Below are 1793 nucleotides of genomic sequence, written 5' to 3' on the forward strand. Positions count from 1 at the left end.
AGAAACCCTCGAAACCACCAACACCCCCCACACCACCATCACCGGCACCCTCCGCCGCGACGACGACACCCCCACCCGCTTCCTCACCCACCTCGCCGAACTGTCCACCAGGGGAACACCAATGGACTGGCCCACCGCGTACACCGGATCACAACCCTCCCAAATCCCGCTCCCCACCTACCCCTTCGAACACGAGACGTTCTGGCTGGACCGCGGCGGTCCGGGCGACGTCCGTGCCGTGGGGCTGGAGGACACCGGCCACCCGCTGGTCGGGGCCGTGGTGAGCGTGCCCGACACCGGAGGTGTGCTGCTCACCGGACGTCTCTCCCTGCACAGCCACCCCTGGCTGGCCGACCACGCCGTCTCCGGCACCGTCCTGCTCCCCGGTACGGCGATGGTCGAGCTGGCGGTGCGCGCCGGGGACGAGGCGGACACGCCCACCCTGGAGGAGCTGGTCATCAGCCGGCCGATGACGGTTCCGGACGAGGGCACGCTGCACGTCCAGGTGCTCGTCGGCGGCGAGGACCGCGGGCGCCGCAAGGTGGGGGTCTACTCGCGCCCGGAGGGCACACGGCAGTGGACCGAGCACGCCACCGGCACCCTGACCGGAGGGGCTGCCAACACCCTGGCCGCCAGGGCCACGGCCCCGTCGCCCGAGGCCGCTCAGCCGTGGCCGCCCGAGGGCTCGGAGCCCGTCGCCATCGAGGGGTTCTACGAGCACCTGGCCGAGGTCGGGTACGAGTACGGCCCGGCGTTCCGCGGGCTGAGGGCGGTGTGGAAGCGGGACGACGAGGTGTTCGCCGAGGTGTCCGTGCCGGAGGAGCAGACCGGGGTCGCCGGGCGGTTCGGCATCCATCCGGCGTTGCTGGACGCCACCCTGCACGCCGGGAACTTCTGCTTCCAGTCCGATGGTGAGCGGCCCACGATGCTGCCGTTCGCCTGGACCGATGTGCGGCTCCACGCCGTGGGCGCCACCGCGGTACGGGTGCGGGCGACGGTGTCCGACGGGGACGGGCTGTGCGTACGGATCACCGATCCGCAGGGCGTTCCGGTGGCCACGATCGGGTCCCTCCAGCTCCGGGAGACCACGCCCGACCAGTTGCGCGCGCTGTCCGCCGCGTCGGGTGGCAACGCGCTGTGGGCGGTCGGCTGGGCCGAATGCGGGCTCGACGCCTCTGAAGCGCGGTGGGCCACGCTCGGGGAGAGCCGGCTCCCGGGTTCCCCGCCGGGCTATGCCGATGTCTCCGAGGTCGTGGCGGCCATGGAGATGGTGGAGGCCGGGGAGCGGCCCGCCGTGCTCGTCGCCGACGTGTCCGCCTGGGTCCCGGAGGAGACCGGGCCCATCGACCGTACGCATGCGCTCTGTGCCCGGGTCCTGGATCTGCTACAGCAGTGGGTGGACCGGCCCAAGCTGGCGGACACCCGGCTGGTCGTCCTCACCCACGGCGCCATGGCCGTCCACGAGACCGCCGAGGTCACCGACCCGGCCGCGGCCGCCGTCTGGGGCCTGGTCCGCTCGGCCCAGTCCGAGCACCCCGGCCGTATCCAGCTCATCGACACCGATGACCACTCCCACCGGGCCCTGCCCACCGCGCTCGCCACCGCCGAGGCCCAACTCGCCCTCCGTGACGCCACCGCCTACACCCCCCAGCTGACGCCCGCCCCCGCCACCACACCCGAGCCCCTCACCCTCGATCCCGAGGGGACCGTCCTCGTCACCGGCGGCACCGGAACCCTCGGCGCCCTCACCGCCCGCCACCTCATCACCCACCACAACGCCCGCCACCTCCTCC

Annotated in this window: 1 protein-coding gene; it reads left to right on the forward strand. The window is 73.2% G+C overall.

The features are described from left to right. Nucleotides 1-1793: polyketide synthase dehydratase domain-containing protein (locus ABD329_RS47680; protein ID WP_344318267.1), on the forward strand; the 1793-nt coding region annotated here is incomplete at both ends.

It is taken from the genome of Streptomyces javensis (assembly GCF_039525925.1).
Taxonomy (GTDB): Bacteria; Actinomycetota; Actinomycetes; order Streptomycetales; family Streptomycetaceae; genus Streptomyces; species Streptomyces asiaticus.